Genomic DNA, 17,395 nt, shown 5'->3' with positions numbered 1-17,395 from the left:
GCATCCACCTAAGACGATTTTCCGCTAGTCAACTTGGAAACGTGAGACCGTACTTTGTAGTTTTTCAGCCACGGATACCAATGTCTGCATAGAACTTGCTACCCCTTCCGATTCTGAGGAGGTTGTTTGGGCAATTGTCGCGACTTCTTGAATTGTTTCGTTGACCACTAAGGAGGCTTCTGTCTGGGAAACCGTGGATTTGGAGATGCTTTCCAGCAGAGCATCAATTTCTTGGCTGATACTGGCCAGGCCTTGGAGGGTATCTTTAGTTTGGGCCACCAGTTGTGTGCCTTTAACCACCTGGGTTGTACTAGCTTCCATTTGGCTTAAAACGTCTGCGGTTTCCTGTTGAATCCCGGTGACTAACTGTTCAATCTCGTGGGTCGAGTCTGTTACCCGTTCCGCCAGTCGGCGCACTTCATCTGCCACCACCCGAAACCCTTGCCCATTTTCTCCCGCCCGCGCCGCTTCAATCGAGGCATTAAAGGCCAAAAGGTTGGTTTTTTCCGAAATCCCGGAAATGATGTTGACGATTTTAGAGACCTCCTGGGACGATTCGGCCAGCCGTTTCATCCGTTTTGAGGTTTCTGCCACACTGGTGCGAATATTTTCCATACTGTCCACCGTGGCATCCATGGTCTGATCCCCAACTTGGGCAGATTCCCGGGCCTGGCGAGCAATCTGGGCCGCTTCTTGGGCCGAGGCGGCAACGGTCTGAATGGACTGGGCAATATTCGCAACTGACTCTAGGGTGTTGGCAATCACCTCGGCCTGGGTACGGGCTTCCGTGGATAACCGTTGGACGGATGTTTCACTGGAACGAGCCGCGTCTTGGACTTGGTTTGCCGCCGCTTGCACCTGCATAACAATATCTCGCAAGCTCCGAACTGTGGCGTTAAAGGCATCGGCAATAGACCCCATTTCCCCTTCATCCACCTTGGCACGGACGGTTAAATCTCCCCGCTGTGCCCCCTCAATATCCAATAGCAGATTAATCACGGCTTCCTGAACTCGGAGGCGTTCTTGTTTTTGCTGTTGAGCTTCGGCGCGGCGTTGGGCCTCCAAATCTGTGACAGTCTGGTAAAGAGCCTGAAATTTCTGGTCAATGTTTTGTAAATAGCTAACCAATCCAACCACTTGTGGATCCTGCCAGTCCACCTGTGGTAACTCACTGGCCCAATCTTCCCCATGATTATGAAAAATATTGAGTAAGCGACTTAGCTCTCCCCGGAGTTTCTTATCGCCTCCCCCCAGAAAACTAAAAACAGTTGGGGGGGGGGCAAGGGCCACTTTGGGAAGACTGGGGACAAAGAGAGGAATGGCCTGGCCCGCGATGGCTGCCAAACTATTTTGGGCACTAATCCCATAGAATCCATTCTCATCCGCGGCGACGAGTTGCCGATAAATGGCTGTTGCTTCCGCCGTTAACCCCTGTTGCTCATAGGCTGTGGCCAAGCTAAATTGAGCTAGGTAATCCTGGGGATCAGCCGTGATAATTTGCTGAAGGGCGGCCACATCTTGCCGGATAATCGCTTCAAAATAGGCATCGTTACTGGGAATACCCCCAGAGGTGGTGAGGGAATCGGTTGTCAGAGTCATAGGAGGGCCATTGAGGTAGGGGAAGAGTAAAGTTGTACGGCAGTAAAAATGGCTTCAACATTTAATTTCAGCAAGGAGTACCCAGGTGGATGAATCCAGGCTGAAAAAAATTGATGCATCCGTTGTTCGAGGCGAGGAGGGACTGGGCTAATGTCCTTGGCCTGGCAGGCAACAATACCCCGTAGGTGGCTCGTTAAACAGCCAAGATGATACTCAGCCTCTTGATCCTCAGATTCATCAGGAAGCCAATTAACGACCAGGGCTGGAGACCGGCGGCGTTTGCTGGAATGGGTTGGCTGTAGGCCCAAGAGGTATTCCAAATCAACCATCCAGAGTAACCGCCCCCGCTGGTTGACAACCCCCAACAAGGCTGGCGCAACCCCCGGAATGGGGCAGAGCTCCGAGGCTTCCACCGTCAACACCTCTGCTGTTTGGGTCAGTGGCACAGCAATATGAACAGATTTGGTTAATTCAATATGGAAAAACTCTTGTTCCATGCATCCCCCAACGTTGCTCTAGCCCCTAATCATGTAAGTATTCGGCAACAGTCTCTAACAATTCATCAGGGTCATAGGGTTTAGTAATGTAAGCATTTCCCCCCTGCCGTAACGCCCAAAACCGATCAAACTCTTGATCCTTTGATGAACAGAAGACAATCGGAATCTCTTTGAGATCTGGTTTCGCCCGGACTTCCCGACATAGCTCCAGGCCATTGGCTCCAGGCATGACAATATCTAAAACAATTAAATCCGGCGGTTGATTCTCAGCCAGCCATGTCAAGGCCAGTTCTGCTGACTCGGCTAAAGCAACCTTATGGCCAGACCGCTCCAATAAACCCGTCAGCAATTGTTGCTCTGTGCGCGAATCTTCTACAACCAAGACTGTTTTCATGCTTTGTATCGTCCTTTTCCTTCTTTTTGCTTCCTATTAGCTAAGCGACTGTTGGCCGGGCCTGGCGGGCAAAACGTTCTGCCAACGTCAGCAACTCTTGGGGTGTAAATGGCTTGGTTAAATAGTCTGTTGCGCCGACCATCCGAGCCCGAATCCGGTCAATTAGCCCATCTCGTCCGGTTAACATTACAATTGGCACATCCTTAAGGAGATCAGACTGGCGCAGCATACGGCAAAGTTCATAGCCATCCACTTCCGGCATCGTAATGTCCATTAAGACCAAATTCGGTTTTTGTCGGGCTAAGGCCGTAATTGCCCGGGCTGGCTCTGTAAGTCCCATGACTTGATAACCCGATGTTTCTAAAATGAGCCGGACATTGCGCTGAACGGTTTTACTATCGTCAATGCAAGCCACGACTGGGCGTTGAGCTTGTTTGGGTTGCACAAAGGGGCCAACATCAATCCCGCCCTCAGCGATCAGAGATTTGAGAATAGTGGCGGTGTCGAAGGTGGACAGTTTGAGCTTGGTCGCCAGGCTGTAGATACTCACGCCAGGGGTAAGATGGGTTGTGAGTCCCTTAAAGAGGGTTAAGTTAGTGCTGTGTTCCCAGAGGCATTGTTGCAGTTTGTTGGGGTTCGTGATTGTCACACGCTGGAAGGGAGAACTGATGATTGTCCGCAGTTGGGCCCACTGAGAGATTTCGCTGCGCATCGGGAGAATGGCCTGGCGAATGGGGACGGATAAGATTAAGTTTTCTAAACCCAAGACCCGGTCGAACTCAACTTCTGCTTGGGGCAGGGCCAGTAAATGGACAAGGGCTTCTTGGCTGAGAAGAAAGATCAGCTTGCGAAGTTGGTTTAGATTCAGTGTGCCTGCTTTCCATAACTGACAGAGCCACTGGTAGTCGGTCTGGTTTTCTGTAAAGTTGACGGGCAGCCGCACTCCAATTTGCTGGAGCAAGTAGGTGATTCGTTCTGGCTGTCCCATTTTGCTATTGGCGTAGTGGAATTGACCATTGCCCACATAGAGTTGCCAAATGACCGATTTATCGTTGGGGTCGAAAAAGGTAAACCGGCCAGACAAGTGGGATGCCGTAACTTTCTGAAGTACCTTGGCCGGAAACACCATTGGGTTGCCCTTCGATGTCGGCTTCGGAGGAGCAGTGTTAGAACTCGGTAAGGTGGTGTGTGTCATGGTCGCTGTAGCTAATCCTCAAGGTATGTAGTATTTGTGTCGTGTTGAGCCGTAATCGAAAACTCTACGAACCTAGTCAATAAGCAAATGTTAACTTCCCCTCAAATTCCCCTCTAAAGTCTTTAGTCCACACCCCTTTCAGTGAGCTAAAGCTTCAGTGACTCAAAGATGTTTAGGCATCATATCTTACTGAGTTGATTTTGACTATAACCCCCTTGGTACAGCTTAGAGAAATCTCCTCTAGCAAAATGTATCTAAATTAACAATTCCTTGGGGATGGAAAACACTATAAAATTCGGGAGATGCGGAGGAAAGACTTTTTATGGTTACCCCCACTGCCTATTAGTCAGTATCTTCCAGATTTTAGCCAGGCCTGTAATTAAAATTTTCTATTGATATCATCAGGTTTTATGAATAATCCAATGCTGATTATTAACAGACCTTATCTGAGCTTTGATCAGCCTGACTGGTTAATTGTTCAAATGCCTTAAGCTACGCCCCAAGCCATATCGGGTTGTCCAGATTAGGACTGGTAAGGGCTAGTTAGAAAAACTTTGGCTCCCAACATGAGATTTTTACAAGTCAATACTCTCCATAGGTTCAATGTGCTAGTTAAAAATGAGTAAGCATCGTCTCAATGAGGCTTGAACCAGGCCTAGATTAAGAAAACGAGGATAATGATGACTAAAGAAACCAGGAAGCTAGTTGGAATCAGTCGTCTGCCTAAACGTCTAATTATTTTTGTCTCCATTTGCTGTTCTTGTTGTCGTTTTGTCAGATAAACATTAATGACTAAGGTCAGGAAGATAGAAATACAACAAATTAGGAAGAAAGCATCAAAAAAGGTTAAATAACTTACCCGCGGTAAGCTGCTACTAATACTAAAGTTAAACGTAATTGCAGTGAGTAAGGCTCCAATGGAAAGGGGGAAAGGACCAGTGGGAACATTAAATAAAGGAACCCAAAGAGATAACCAGGCCACGATCACAATCAGCATTAATGGCAAGAATGCCCGCCAAATGTAGAATCCACTCCGCCGTTGGGTCTCAATCTTAAATCGAGCTTGAGAATAATCATCAGTTTGAGGAATTAATTGAGTTGTTGTAACTTCTTGAGTAATGTTGTTTAATTTCCATTCACTGAGAAATACCTCTTGTCGCCACTGGCTTGGCTTGGGACTCACCTTGAACACAACGTTATTGATACTGTAGTCCTCGGATTCTAGAATGAGTCTTAACTGCTGTTGATCAAAAGGAAAATGGGCCAAATTTAATTCCGAAGCCAGTTGTAGGTTAATCTTGCGAATATAGGTGACCGTTCCATCAGGTTCAACAATGACATCGCCATCAGTCGGTAGCTCAAAGTTGCTACTATTCACGACTTCTACCTCAGGCGACCAGATTTTTGCTAAAGGTATTAGCCTTTCTGGTTTCTCCTCTGTATCAGGCGTAAAGGCCAATCGCGAGTCCTGCCAAATCAGCCAAATCACAGTATTTAACTGATACTTTTGCAGAACCTGATTGATTTCCCCAATGTCATAGACAAAAATTCCAGCTTCGACCGTTACAGGTTGTTGTGAGGGCAGTTGCAATTGGGGGCGCAATTGCTCAAGTCTTGGTTGGGCTGTGGGGGGCCTGTTGACAGTTGCTAGAGGTTCTGCCAGGCCGGGGGGATATCCCATTCCAATAATCAATAGGAAAATAACCAGCCCCCACCCCCATCTGAATCCCCTTGAATACAATCTAACGCCCACCCACCGTAATACTATCTACCTTGATATGGGGTTGCCCGACCGTCACATAAATACTGCCACTGACAGAACCACAAAAACCCGCTGCCAGGCCCAGGTCTTCCGAACACATAGAGATCCGGTTCATAATTTCCTTGGCTTCCCCAATCAGAGTTGCGCCTTTGAGGGGTTTGGTAATTTTGCCGTTTTCGATCAGGTAGGCTTCTTCGACTGCAAAGTTAAATTGTCCCGTTGCCCCCACACTGCCGCCGCCCATGCGCTTACAATACAGTCCTTTATCTACGGAAGCGAGCAAATCATCAAGTGAATAGTCTCCGGGCGCAATGTAGGTATTTCGCATCCGAGACGCGGCGGCAAAGGCATAACTCTGGCGGCGACCACTACCCGTGCGAGGATGACCTGTCCGTAATGAACCAGCCCGATCACTGAGGAAGTTTTTGAGAATGCCGCGTTCAATTAAAAGCGTGCGTTGGGCGGGCATCCCTTCATCATCCATGTCAATCGTGCCAAATTCCCCCCGCGAGATCCCTTCATCCCAGGCCGTCAGGTTTTCATGGGCAATTTTCTCGCCTTTTTGATCAATGAAGGGCGTGGTTTGCCGCTCAATTTGGGTTGTTTCTAGTAAATGCCCACAAGCCTCATGGAAAATCACACCGCCAAATTGGTTAGCCATGATCACCGGATAAGTTCCCGATTCAATGTAATCAGCCCGCAGCATCCGCCCCGCCGCTTCAGAAACATCGGCAGCCGTAGTTTGATAGTCCCAGGCCCGGAGGAAATTAGGATTACTGGTATCTCCTTTTCGTTCACCAATAGAGGTTCGATGTTCCCCATCAGCACACAACACCGAAGCTCCCGCCGATTGGGTCAGGCGAATATCCCGGGCAAACGTCCCATCACTGGCCGCTACTAAGATTTCTTGCCAATCCCGAAAATAGCTAATCCGCCGCGATTGCAAATGTTGGGTGACGTTGTTAATTTCGGCACTGGCCGCCAAAAGAATTTCGCCCGTTTCTGAAATAGAGCTACAGGTATTTAACCAAAAGTCTTTTCCTTTCTGCCCGCCATAATCCCGCAGTAGCTCTAAATAAATTTCCGGAACATAGGCCTGGGGACTGGGGAGATTGAGGCCCATCAACAATAAAGCTTTTTCAAGGGCGGCCCGTAAGCCACTAAAACTTAAATCGTTGGTACTGACATAACAATCAGCAGTGCCCCGAAACACCCGTACCCCAGCCCCAGTGGTTAAGCGCGGTGAAATACTGGTAATTTTCTCTTCTTCGGCCAAGCAACTGATATAGTTCACTCTTTCTAGAAAGAACTCGACTAAATCAGCCCCGGCTGCCCGGCCCAGGCCCAGCAAGGTGGATAACGGTGCTTCCCAGGACAGATCAAACCGTTCTAGATTCGGGGTATAGGTCAGGCTGGGGAGTTCGTGGGAAATTAGCAAAGTAGTTGCAGGAGCCATGAAAAGATAATTCCTTGATCAAGACCGAAGTGGCGAGGACAAAGTAAATGGTTTGGGTGCGGCTATGTCCTTACAAATTTAACAAATCTCCGCCATCCTAAAATAATGAGGCCAGGCCCACAGGTAATTCTTTGATGCTGATGAATGGATGGCAGTGGCAGAGCCTTGTTAGTAATCCGCCCCAGGCCTGGTAATCATTGACTCAAAGGGTAAAAATCTAGCTCAGACTTTTGTGTTGCTCTTGATGGAGGGGCAAAGTAGAAGGGTTAGTCTAGTTATCAAAAAGAAAAGCTCCAGGAGTCTTGCCGTGTTTCGACCCTGAAGCTTTCTGTTTGCGAATCACTCCTCACTGAATTCATATTAGTCCCTCTGATTTAGGCTGTTCATCATCTGAGTGCCACTTTTGGGATCGTCACCAGCCATATGGGGATAGTCCGAGGGGTGCCAACCGAAGTTTGCATCTTGCCGATCCGGGTTGCCCTAGAGAGTCTCTTCGGCTCTAACCGTTGCATGGCGGACATTTCCTTGGGAAGATTGGAGCAATAGGTTAATCAGCAAACTCTTATTTAGGAGTGTCACCCCTTGAGTACATCAGTGGCAATTGTCACAGGCGCGTCCCGCGGTATTGGCCAGGAAATTGCGTTGACGCTGGCCGCCCAGGGCGTTCAGGTGGCGATTAATTATGCTCGCTCGGCTGAGGCGGCCCAGGCCCTGGTCGAGAAAATTCAGGCCCAAGGTGGGGTAGCCCTGGCCGTTCAGGCAGATGTCTCCAAAGCAGATGAAGTGGATCACTTGGTTAAAACAGTCACCGAGGCCTGGGGGCGGGTGGATATTTTGGTGAACAATGCCGGGATTACCCGAGATACCCTACTTCTGCGGATGAGTCTTGAAGATTGGCAAGCGGTGATTGATCTGAACTTGACAGGGGTTTTTCTCTGTACCAAAGCTATTAGTCGCCTCATGCTTAAACAGCGATCAGGACGAATTATTAACATCGCTTCCGTTTCTGGACTCATGGGCAATCCAGGCCAGGCCAACTACAGTGCGGCCAAAGCGGGGGTGATTGGCTTTACCAAAACAGTTGCCAAGGAGTTTGCCAGTCGCGGGGTTACGGTTAATGCAGTTGCGCCTGGTTTTATTGCCACAGAAATGACCCAAGACCTCAATGCTGAAGAAATTCTCAAGTACATTCCTTTGGGGCGGTTTGGGCAACCTGCGGAAGTGGCCGGCATGGTCAGGTTTTTGGCTCTGGATTCGGCGGCGGCATACATTACGGGGCAGGTGTTTAATGTAGATGGCGGCATGGTCATGGCTTAAGCTGAGGTGAGATTGATGTCGGTACTCTCATGGCTGATGTAGTCGTCCCACCCCATTGGACAAATATCACCCAGGCCTACTATCCAACAGTAAAGCGAGACTCTTGGTACAGTTCTGTGGCCCAAACCTATGATCGGGTAAGGCCGCGCTATCCCCAAGGGTGCATTCAACAGGCCTTAGATTGGGCTAACCTCTCGCCGGGCAGTCATATTTTGGAGTTAGGCTGTGGGCCGGGGATTGCCTCTCTTGCCTTTGCGGAATTGGGATTTCATCTGACCTGTTTAGAACCCAGTAAGACGGCTTGCGAAATTGCCCAGGCCCAGTGTCGTAAATTTTCTCACGTTGAAATTATTAACACCACCTTCGAGGCCTGGAGTGGTTTAGAACAGTCTTTTGATGCAGTCTTAGCGGCGACTTCGTTTCATTGGTTAGACCCAGCCATTCGGTGTCAAAAAACAGCAGAATTATTAGTTCCCCACGGCCCATTGATCTTGCTCTGGAATGTGCCACCCCAACCCCACCCGGATGTGTTCGTGACGATGACTCCGATTTACCGTGAGTTTGCGCTGCACCTAGGGCAGTATGAGGAGGCCGAGCAACATTTAGTCGCGATGGATATTCTCAAAGGGCATATTTTGGACTCAGGTTATTTTGAAGATTTTCAGACCCATACCCAGGCCTGGCAAATCACCTACTCTGTGGTGGATTATTTAGCTCTGCTGGGAACCTTATCCCCCTACATTGTCTTGGCAGCCGACCAACGAGAAACTCTTTTCAGGGAGCTAGAAAAATCTCTAACCCAGGCCTGGGGGGATACCCTGACCCTAGATTGTTTGACCGGGGTACAAGTCACCCATAAGAAAACGGCAATCCCCGGACAAACTTAAACTAGAATTGTCTTGAATAGGGTTTGCACCTGTGACCAAGCATCGCTGGCCGCCGCCGCATCATAACTTCCCCGTTGATCACAGAAAAAGCCATGATCGGCCGGATAGCGGAAAATATGATGTTTAATCCCAGATTTTTGAAGTGCCGTTTCCATGGCGGTTACTTGTTCCAGGGGAATACTGGCATCCTGATCGCCAAAAAAGGCATAAATTGTTCCCTTAATATCTGGGGTGCGAGTGATCGTAGGTTGGCCGCCGCCAGGGGTAGATGTGACAATTCCGGCCCCATAGAAAGAGGCTGTGGCTTTAATTTCTGGCAAGGTTGCGGCTAAATAGGCCACATGGCCCCCAAAGCAAAATCCAATCGTCCCAATGGCCTCAGGATTCACATCCCCTAATTGGCTGAGGTAGTAGATCGTGGCCTGGGTATCGGTGAGGAGATGGGCCGCAGTGGTGGCATCCTTATATTTCCGACCCATTTCAATGTCTGCGGCGGTATAACCCGTCTCAAAGCCTGGGGCCTGGCGCTGATAGAGAGCGGGGGCAATGGCCACATATCCCTCCTGGGCAAACCGTTCGGTGACATGGCGAATATGGCTGTTGACCCCGAAAATTTCTTGAAAGACAATGACGGCGGGATGGGGGCCTGGGGAGTCGGGCAGGGCTAAGTAGGCATCAATGGCAATGTCACTACTGGGAATTTGCACGGAGCGGGTCGTAATCGTCATCGCCAGTTATGCCCTAAACCCCGTCAACATCAGGAAAAGTGCGCTTGAATTCTTCCAAGAGATCATCCAATTCTTCCAAGGCCTGGTTGATGTCAATGCGTAAGGTGCCAATGTCGGGCTGCTCGAGCAACTGCACTAAAGCTCCTCGTTGTTGGACAATGTCCCGTACCCCAGTCCGTAATGCTTCCTGATCCATACTGCCCTCTCAAGCAGAACCAACGCTTCACCATCTTAACGAGTTCTTGGGCATCTTTTCCTAGTCGTTGTTGTAGATCTAAGGCCCGCTGGGCTGGGCTACCTTAGAGACCGGGGGAAACTGGCTCGGCCTGGGGCGTGGCTAAGAGTTCCTTTAGGGGGGTTGAGTTGCTGGTTAAGGTGGGCTTTAATTCCTGAAAATCCCGCCCCAACTCGAAAGTGGCAAACTGGGGTAAAATTTCCCGACAAAAGGTATCTGCGGCCCGCGACCGATAGCGGTTGGGATTAGTGATTAAGGACAAGGTGCGCTTGATAACGACATTTTCTATTTTGATGCACCGCATATCTCCTAATTGCAGTTCTTTATCAATGGCTGTGACCGAAAGAAACGCTGCCCCCAGTCCCGCCTGTACCGCATTTTTAATCGCTTCAATCGAGTTCAGTTCCATTTCCACCTTTAAGCGGCGAGGGTCAATATTGGCTCGGAGGAGAACCTGATCAATCACTTTGCGGATTGTGGATTGGGCATCCAAAGTAATAAAGTTCAGCTTGTATAAGTCCTCTTTAACAATTTGATCGGAGACCGCTAAGGGATGGCTTGCCGGTAAGACAAGGGCCAATTCATCTTCCGCATAGGGCGTAACGCTAATGGATTCCGTTAATTCGGCTGGAACTTCGCCCCCAATGATCGCCAAATCCACTTGCCCATTGACTAAACTCCAACAGGTTCGCCGCGTCGAATGGACATGGAGTTGAACGGCCACCTGAGGATAGAGATGGCGAAACAGACCCATCATCCGCGGAATCAGGTAGGTTCCAGTGGTCTGACTTGCGCCTAAAATCAGGGTTCCCCCCTGGAGTTTTTGCAGGTCATCCACGGCCCGACAGGCTTCTTGGCAGAGGGCTAAAATCCGGTCTCCATATTCCAAGAGTAACTGTCCGGCCTCGGTCAGTTGGGCCCGCCGCCCCCCCCGGTCAAACAAGGGGACATCGAGTTGTTTCTCAACATTTTGGATTTGTAAACTGACGGCGGGTTGCGAAATGTAAAGGCTTTCGGCGGCGCGCTTAAAACTACCTTCTGCCGCAATGGCTTTGAGAATACGGAGATGATCCAACGTAAAGGGTAGATCGGTCATGAACGACTCACAGGCTTTAGCCATAAAGGGAAGAGGATCGCAATTTAATTGAGGAAAGGTATCAGTCTGGTCAGTGAGGAATTGCCAGAAGCTTAATTGCTCATTGTGGCAGCTTATTTCATCTCGGCCAATAGGTTTAGGCTACAATCCAGCCAGGGAGAGCGGGTAATGGTCGCACTTGTGGAAATATAGTCCACTCCGGTCAGGGCGACAGTGCGAATGGTTTCCTGGGTGATATTGCCCGATGCTTCAATTTTGACCTCTGGGCGTTGATGGCGGATCATATCCACGGCCTGGGTCATCCGCTCAATAGGCATATTATCTAGCATAATGATGTCTGCCCCAGCGGCTAGGGCGGTTTGGACTTGCCCGAGGGTTTCGGTCTCGACTTCAATTTTGTGGGTAAAGGGGATTTGGGTGCGAATCTGATCAAGGGCCTGGGCAATACCACCAGCAGCCTGAATATGATTGTCTTTAATCATCACCGCGTCGTCTAAGCCCAAGCGATGGTTAATGGCTCCCCCCACTTGAGTGGCATATTTTTCCAGCAATCTCAGACCAGGTGTCGTTTTGCGGGTATCAACGAGTTGGGTTGGTAAATCGGCAATGAGATCGGCATATATCCGAGTTAAGCTGGCCACTCCACTCAGGTGCATGACTAAGTTGAGGGCAACCCGTTCGCCGAGGAGGAGCGTTTCTAAACTGGCTGTCACACGGGCAGCGATTTGACTAGGGTTGGCTGGCTCACCATCCTGAATCAAGAGCTCAATTTGGGCTGTGGGCTGGAGGAGTTGAAAGACCCGCCCAAAAATTGATAGTCCAGCGATCATTCCAGCTTGTTTGATTTCTAGTTCGGCTTGTCCGGTTTGTTCTCCCAGGCCCAAGGCTTGTGTTGTCCGATCACCCCGGCCAATATCTTCCTGGAGCCAGGCCTGGAGAAGCGTATCTAAGATCAGCCAATGGGGTAAAATCGCCACAAAATTTTGCTTCCCTACACAACTGCCTGCCAAATCCTTTTTAATACTCTAGGGCCAAACTCCAAAAATCCTCCATGTTTCGGACAAGTCTGCAGTGAGTTCAGCACGATACTGGGAATCAAAACTGCGCCAGGTTCTCTATCCCCGCCCCGGCCGTCTTCGTCTGGCCTTGCAATACCGTGGCTCGGTGATTCCAGCGATTATGCCGCCAGTGCTACTCTGTACGGCTGTTGGGATTGTGATTAGCCTCCTCCATACCTATGTCTATCCCCTGAGTATGCCGATTCTGGGGACGGTAATTCCCACCATTGTCCTGGGGTTGCTCTTAGTTTTTCGGACGAATACGGCCTATGAACGATTTTGGGAGGGGCGGAAACTATGGGGCCTGATGGTGAATACGAGCCGGAATCTGACCCGCCTAATTTGGGTGGCCATTCCATGTGAGACAGAAGCAGATCGCCATGCCAAGGTTGCTGCCCTGCATTTGATTTTGGCGTTTGCAATTGCAACGAAACAACATTTACGGCAAGAACCTTTGCAAGAAATAGCCCCATTTTTGACCCCTCATCAGCTCCAGGCCTTGGCCACGGTACAAAATCCCCCCCTGCGAATTGCGTTTTGGCTTGAGGACTATCTCCATCGACAATATCGGCAAGGGAAAATTCCCACCTATCAACTGACGGTTTTAAGTGATTATGTGGGGCATTTGGTGGATGTAGTCGGTGGTTCGGAGCGGATTATCAAAACCCCGATTCCTTTGGCCTATGCAATTCACCTCAAGCAACTCCTCCTGCTTTATTGCCTCCTGCTGCCTTTTCAATTAGTTGGACAATTGGGCATTTTTACTGGCCTGGTGGTGGGATTGATTGCCTTCACATTATTTGGAGTAGAAGAAATTGGCCTGGAAATTGAAAATCCCTTTGGTCGCGATTGTAATGATTTGCCCCTAGATGCCATCTGTCAAACCATGCAACAAAATATTCAGGATTTGATTGATGCTCCATTAATGCCGTTCATAGCTCCACCTGACTCAGAATTACGGTCAGGTTACCCCCTTACCAAGATGGATCAATAGCGTTACTGTTTATCCAGGGTAATTTAGAGACTTGCATCGAGTCTCGCTCGGCCGGTGACGGATATCAGCCTGAAACATGGCCAACAAAGTCACGTACCGTCCGTAGGGGGGCCAGAACCGCCCCACTTGCCCCAGGTCACGTCATGCCAAATTGTGTTCACTTGCAAATGCTGCCCCTGCGGATTGATGTAGTGGTACGCAGACTGTTATGAGAGAGTAGAAATCTTAAAAAGACTGCCTTCCTGACTTGTCCCAATAAGAACCCTAAATGAGTAACGCTATACATCTCTCGTGATTGTCAACATCTCTCGCCGCAACCCCCACACTTCGGGGCGGGACAACTATCTGTCATTAGTCCCAAACATCGTATCCGCAATCAATCTCTCATTCACAGAACATAAGAAGAAAAAGTGTTTTTAGAGGGTTAAAAATTGGGGACTCTGTAATTTCCAATCAAGAGTTGTGAATTAAAGAAACGGATTGATTAAATTCGCCATAAACGATCTCTGGTATAAGCCAGTGTTCTATTCATTAACCACATCAATGACAGCATTGATCGCAAAGTCTCTGCGGTTCCTAAAAATTCAAGTTCGCTCTACTAAGGCACAGGCGTGATCTCAACTTCCATTTGATAAAACTTGAATGTGTTCACTTCCTCTGGGTTATCCGCTGCCACTAACTGGTAGGAGTCCAGTACGTCCGTAATGAAGCTCTCCCATTCGGATTCTGGTAGATGCTGAGTCCATTCCACAAACGTGGCCCAGGCAAAAGCAAAAAACGTCTTGCGGGTTTTGAAATCCCAGGCTTTATCCTCCACGTTCAACTTCACAACCCGAAATCCAGCCTTCTCAGCTAACACTCTGTACTCCTCGGGCGTGAAATGCACATAGGGTTGGCAAAAGCCCGTGAAGTTGTTGATCCAGCGCTCCCGATGACAGACCTCTTCAATAATATCTTCCAGGCATTTGCGCTGGCCACTTGGTACCAAGCGTAGCAGGGCCCGTCCGCCTGGCTTCAGTACCGCTCGAATTGAGCAAAGGGCCAAGTCTTGCTCTACAACCCAGTGAAGAGCATTAAAGGAAACGACAAGATCAAATTCATTCTGGTAGGGTAATTGGCGAGCATCGGCCACCTCGAAGTGGAGGTTCTCTAGAACAGGGCGACCGAAGCGGCTCGATGCGAAAGCAACCATCTCTCGCGACGGATCAATGCCAAGCACCCAGCCACGGGGAAGCCGCATAGCAATTTCCGCTGTGATCTTTCCGTCTCCGCAACCAATATCAAGAATCCGCTCGTCGCCTTCCAGAACCAACCGCCCAAGCTGTTCCTCCGCCATCACCTGCTGAAGACCCGATTGGCGGTGATAATCGTCTGCGTGCCACTCTGTCATGAAATGTCCTCGGGTTGCAGCTGCTTGACACTAGACGTTATTAGACTGCTTCATCTAGAGATTATCTTTCAAATTCTTGAATAATGTTGTGACATCGAGCTATTTGCTTCCATTCACTCATTAATATGCTACCTGCATTTGCTCTAATCTCAATTCTAAGATGCAATCAAACATTACCACAGATGGTTATGTGCTGAAGAATTAAGCATATCTCAAATCTGACAACCTAACGCTCTTTGTCTTAATAAGCGCGAAAAGGAGAATCTGCAGCTTTAGCAATGTAGCCACCACCTTATTTAATTACAACACGGAAGCCTCTGTTATCACGAAAAACAAGCTTGTCCTGCAATGAGGGAAATGCTTATGGTTAAAAGCTGATGGATTTGAGATTGTGAACTGTTGATTCTGCCACCAGAACTCCAAACAGAAAGTCTTAAACGGGTTTATGACAACAGATTCTCTCCTGGACTGGTACAAATTAAATCCCTATATAGCAAACATGAATTATTCATGAGAACGCATCATATAGCAAACAGTAATGAATTGTGAGATTAGGATGGAATTATATCTATCTGAAAATTTCTAGTTTCACCCTAGGTTTACGGAAAGGCTATTCCTTGCCAAGGCCTGTGATGATCAATCATTCTCACAAATCAAGATGGACTGCTATACATACTGAGATGAGAAGAATGGAGAACAAAATGACTTAAAAACTGTTCAAACAGCCATTTAGTAATCTTAAACGTCTTCAATAAGTGCCACACTTTACTCAAGAAGTTTTTAACTTTCAGCCACACTGCTTCAAATCGCATATACTGATCAATTTACGGTTGAATAAAAAAGTCATTCTAATTTAAAAAAATAGTTTTGTGTTTAGAATTAGATAATCTTTAGTTGATAATTTTTCAGGATTGACTTGAAGATATTTGCAAAGAAGTATAAGATACTTATAATGGTTCTAATTTTTTATAAGGGCATCAACCTTTGATTATTATTTTAGACTTTTCTACTTGAAGTACTTCTCCTATGGGAGGAAGTATGAAAAATTACACATAAAGAAAAGAAAAAAATTTACTGAGCAACAGATTTGGCGTTGCATAGTCAAGAGATGATATGAGAATAACGTGGAATTTCCCGGAACTTGAGGTAATGAAGTAATAGTTTTATCGAGGCAGCTAAGACTGTTACCGACTTGGAATAGCAAAAGGTTTTCCGGTGTGGTCGAGCTAAATAATGACGCAAGCGACTGTTTTCGCCTTCAACTCAAGTCATCGCAGTTTTACTGACCAGATGGTCGCCATCATCTTCGAGCGAGCAAAGCTCTACAATAAAGCACGGATAGACACAATAGTCATCTGTAATATACAGAAAACAGTGCCAACGACGAATGACTAACCATAATTGTCAAAATGTTGGAGCATTTCGTTGCCCCAATACCCAAGCCATAATCCCAGCACAATGGGCATTTACAGATGTCCACAGCCAGATTTTGTTTTTTTGAGCTAACAAATGTTTCTAGCTCATCCACCTGAGCAATTTGTGGAATTTCTGCGGATTCTGGTGCATCGGGAAGGACTTCACCTAGCGCTTTGACTCAATTAATCTACGAAAGATAAAATATCTACACGGTGTTGTGATTCACCCCAGTACAGCGTTCAATGGCTCGGAATCCCAGACCGTTGACATAGAGTTTCAAGCAGTGTTCTTTCACTGTATCAGGGTAGCCTTTGGGTGAATAGGAGTCGATAAATTGGCGACCGCATTCTACACAAAGATAGTTTTGCTTCGCACCACGGTGGCCGTTCTTACTCACATGGGTAGATTGACAATTAGGACAGTTTATCTTTCCATTATGCAACGCCAGAAAAAGAACCTGATGTCCGGCCGTCTCAACGAGGTCTTGTAGACTAACGGTCGTGCGCAGCATCACTGCCTTTCGGTGTATTGAGGCATTATCCAGAATCAGGAGTGAGGGTTGGTCTAACTCGGGCAAGCAATAACGGCTCAATCACCCGGCAAATCCCACTGCATCCAAAAAGCCATTAAAAATCATCCGTGCAATAAAATCCTTCATGTGAGTTCGCCGAGCAGCAACTAGACTCTCTCGTTTCCGTCGTTTCCCCTGTTGGTCTCCAAATAACCGCTGCCCCCGTTTTGACCAGCCATAGATACAGGTCGGATTGGTGTCAAATCCCGTCTCATCAATGTAAACAAGACTTGAACTGCCGGACTCTTTCACCCACCCTTGCAGCGTCTTTAAGTAGTTAATTCGCTCAGTGCGACACCGTTCTTGATACCGGAGTTGTTTTTTTATGGGTGATTTTAAGTTAACTCAAGGCATAGGCAACGGTCGAAATCCCCACGCCCAACCGCTGGGATCGATCCACTAAACGGTCATTCTACGAACGTTGGCTTAGCCTACCGGAGGTGCAGCAAAGCTCTAGGGGTAGGCTCTCACATCTGCTTCCAGCGCAGACCAGTCCAGTTTCCGGGGACGACGAGTGACCACGGTTGGGGCTAAATTATCCCGTCCCAGCCACCGATAAATCGTTGAGCGACCCACCTGGAAAATTTTGGATGCTTGAGTCACTTGACCACCCTGTTGGAAATAGGCAATCACCCGTTGGCGTAAATCCAAGCTGTAACTCATCACCATTAGGGTTAACAACAATCATTAAGTGGATCCCTTTTCTCTCCTCTCTGTCCCACTCTTACCTGGAATAGCTATAGATTTAACCAAGTCCAGACAAAAATTTTAAAAATCGTTCAATCTGCCTACATCCCAAA

General features: G+C 48.1%; 16 protein-coding genes and 1 pseudogene. 3 read left to right on the top strand and 14 right to left on the bottom strand.

Annotated features, from left to right (window positions below; all coding sequences use genetic code 11):
• Positions 1 to 24: 24 nt before the first annotated feature.
• From SYN6312_RS17470 to SYN6312_RS17445, 6 genes are all read right to left on the bottom strand, one after another.
• On the bottom strand, positions 25 to 1,599 hold the full coding sequence (locus SYN6312_RS17470; RefSeq protein WP_015126224.1) for a methyl-accepting chemotaxis protein: 1,575 nt from the start codon (positions 1,597 to 1,599) through the stop codon (positions 25 to 27).
• Positions 1,596 to 2,096 carry a chemotaxis protein CheW gene (locus SYN6312_RS18560; protein WP_015126223.1) on the bottom strand — a complete coding sequence of 167 codons (501 nt, stop codon included), beginning with the start codon at positions 2,094 to 2,096 and terminating at the stop codon, positions 1,596 to 1,598. Before SYN6312_RS18560 ends, SYN6312_RS17470 begins: the two co-directional genes overlap by 4 nt.
• A 25-nt stretch (positions 2,097 to 2,121) precedes the next feature.
• A complete protein-coding gene (locus SYN6312_RS17460; RefSeq protein ID WP_015126222.1) occupies positions 2,122 to 2,490 on the bottom strand; it encodes a response regulator in 369 nt (122 codons plus the stop codon).
• Between the two features lie 40 nt (positions 2,491 to 2,530).
• Complete coding sequence (locus tag SYN6312_RS17455) at positions 2,531 to 3,685, bottom strand: response regulator (RefSeq protein WP_041430925.1); 1,155 nt, start codon at positions 3,683 to 3,685, stop codon at positions 2,531 to 2,533.
• A gap of 655 nt (positions 3,686 to 4,340) precedes the next feature.
• On the bottom strand, positions 4,341 to 5,366 hold the full coding sequence (locus SYN6312_RS17450) for a gated ion-channel transmembrane region/gated ion-channel ligand binding domain-containing protein (protein WP_015126220.1): 1,026 nt from the start codon (positions 5,364 to 5,366) through the stop codon (positions 4,341 to 4,343).
• A 61-nt stretch (positions 5,367 to 5,427) separates the two neighbouring features.
• Entirely contained in the window at positions 5,428 to 6,903 is a 1,476-nt protein-coding gene (locus SYN6312_RS17445; RefSeq protein WP_015126219.1) for a TldD/PmbA family protein, read from the bottom strand.
• 582 nt (positions 6,904 to 7,485) lie between these two features.
• Here SYN6312_RS17445 and fabG point away from each other — a divergent pair.
• Positions 7,486 to 8,220, top strand: coding sequence for a 3-oxoacyl-[acyl-carrier-protein] reductase (gene fabG / locus SYN6312_RS17440; RefSeq protein WP_015126218.1), 735 nt, complete (start codon positions 7,486 to 7,488; stop codon positions 8,218 to 8,220).
• A gap of 29 nt (positions 8,221 to 8,249) precedes the next feature.
• A complete protein-coding gene (locus SYN6312_RS17435; protein WP_015126217.1) occupies positions 8,250 to 9,107 on the top strand; it encodes a class I SAM-dependent methyltransferase in 858 nt (285 codons plus the stop codon).
• Here the strand turns inward: SYN6312_RS17435 and SYN6312_RS17430 are convergent.
• The 4 genes from SYN6312_RS17430 to nadC all read right to left on the bottom strand — a co-directional run bounded on the left by SYN6312_RS17430 (position 9,104) and on the right by nadC (position 12,143).
• The gene (locus tag SYN6312_RS17430; RefSeq protein ID WP_371257412.1) at positions 9,104 to 9,841 is read right to left on the bottom strand and encodes a dienelactone hydrolase family protein; all 738 of its coding nucleotides are present in this window, start codon (positions 9,839 to 9,841) and stop codon (positions 9,104 to 9,106) included. The genes SYN6312_RS17435 and SYN6312_RS17430 overlap by 4 nt on opposite strands.
• 7 nt (positions 9,842 to 9,848) lie before the next feature.
• Entirely contained in the window at positions 9,849 to 10,031 is a 183-nt protein-coding gene (locus tag SYN6312_RS17425) for a hypothetical protein (RefSeq protein ID WP_015126215.1), read from the bottom strand.
• A gap of 103 nt (positions 10,032 to 10,134) precedes the next feature.
• Positions 10,135 to 11,166, bottom strand: coding sequence for a LysR family transcriptional regulator (locus tag SYN6312_RS17420; protein ID WP_015126214.1), 1,032 nt, complete (start codon positions 11,164 to 11,166; stop codon positions 10,135 to 10,137).
• Between the two features lie 113 nt (positions 11,167 to 11,279).
• Complete coding sequence (nadC, locus tag SYN6312_RS17415) at positions 11,280 to 12,143, bottom strand: carboxylating nicotinate-nucleotide diphosphorylase (protein WP_015126213.1); 864 nt, start codon at positions 12,141 to 12,143, stop codon at positions 11,280 to 11,282.
• Between the two features lie 94 nt (positions 12,144 to 12,237).
• Between nadC and SYN6312_RS17410 the strand changes: the two genes are divergently transcribed.
• Positions 12,238 to 13,218, top strand: coding sequence for a bestrophin family protein (locus SYN6312_RS17410; protein WP_015126212.1), 981 nt, complete (start codon positions 12,238 to 12,240; stop codon positions 13,216 to 13,218).
• Positions 13,219 to 13,816: 598 nt separating this feature from the next.
• Here SYN6312_RS17410 and SYN6312_RS17405 read toward each other — a convergent pair.
• The 4 genes and pseudogenes from SYN6312_RS17405 to SYN6312_RS17395 form a co-directional block, all read right to left on the bottom strand.
• Complete coding sequence (locus SYN6312_RS17405; protein ID WP_015126211.1) at positions 13,817 to 14,608, bottom strand: trans-aconitate 2-methyltransferase; 792 nt, start codon at positions 14,606 to 14,608, stop codon at positions 13,817 to 13,819.
• Positions 14,609 to 15,709: 1,101 nt separating this feature from the next.
• A pseudogene (locus tag SYN6312_RS19565) lies at positions 15,710 to 16,451 on the bottom strand (IS1 family transposase).
• A 165-nt stretch (positions 16,452 to 16,616) separates the two neighbouring features.
• On the bottom strand, positions 16,617 to 16,847 hold the full coding sequence (locus SYN6312_RS18555; RefSeq protein ID WP_051021068.1) for a transposase: 231 nt from the start codon (positions 16,845 to 16,847) through the stop codon (positions 16,617 to 16,619).
• A gap of 201 nt (positions 16,848 to 17,048) precedes the next feature.
• On the bottom strand, positions 17,049 to 17,279 hold the full coding sequence (locus tag SYN6312_RS17395) for an IS630 transposase-related protein (RefSeq protein WP_156804876.1): 231 nt from the start codon (positions 17,277 to 17,279) through the stop codon (positions 17,049 to 17,051).
• Between the last annotated feature and the right edge of the window lie 116 nt (positions 17,280 to 17,395).

Source organism: Synechococcus sp. PCC 6312, from assembly GCF_000316685.1.
Classification (GTDB): domain Bacteria; phylum Cyanobacteriota; class Cyanobacteriia; order Thermosynechococcales; family Thermosynechococcaceae; genus Pseudocalidococcus.
This window is presented reverse-complemented; position numbering and strand designations above follow the sequence as displayed.